Consider the following 234-nt stretch of genomic DNA (forward strand, 5'->3'; position numbering starts at 1 on the left):
GTCGAAGGCAACCAGTTGATCAATCACCTCAGCGTACGCGCCAGCCACGCCGAGCGCATGCGCTCCAACCCGGACAGCGTGCGCAGCCAGCTCGGCGATAGCGTGTGCAGCAACACCGGCTATCGCCAGTTGCTCGCCCGCGGCGCGATCCTCACCTACAGCTTCACCGAGTACAAGACCAACCAGCCGGTCGCCACCGAACGCTTCGATGCCGGCAGCTGCCGCATCCAGGGC

1 protein-coding gene is annotated in these 234 nt (G+C 65.8%); it reads left to right on the top strand.

Annotated elements, in window-relative coordinates:
• Nucleotides 1-234: PA3611 family quorum-sensing-regulated virulence factor (locus tag BST14_RS32390; RefSeq protein ID WP_211280878.1), on the top strand; the 234-nt coding region annotated here is incomplete at both ends.

The sequence above is a fragment of the Mycobacterium arosiense ATCC BAA-1401 = DSM 45069 genome (genome assembly GCF_002086125.1).
GTDB classification, from domain to species: domain Bacteria; phylum Actinomycetota; class Actinomycetes; order Mycobacteriales; family Mycobacteriaceae; genus Mycobacterium; species Mycobacterium arosiense.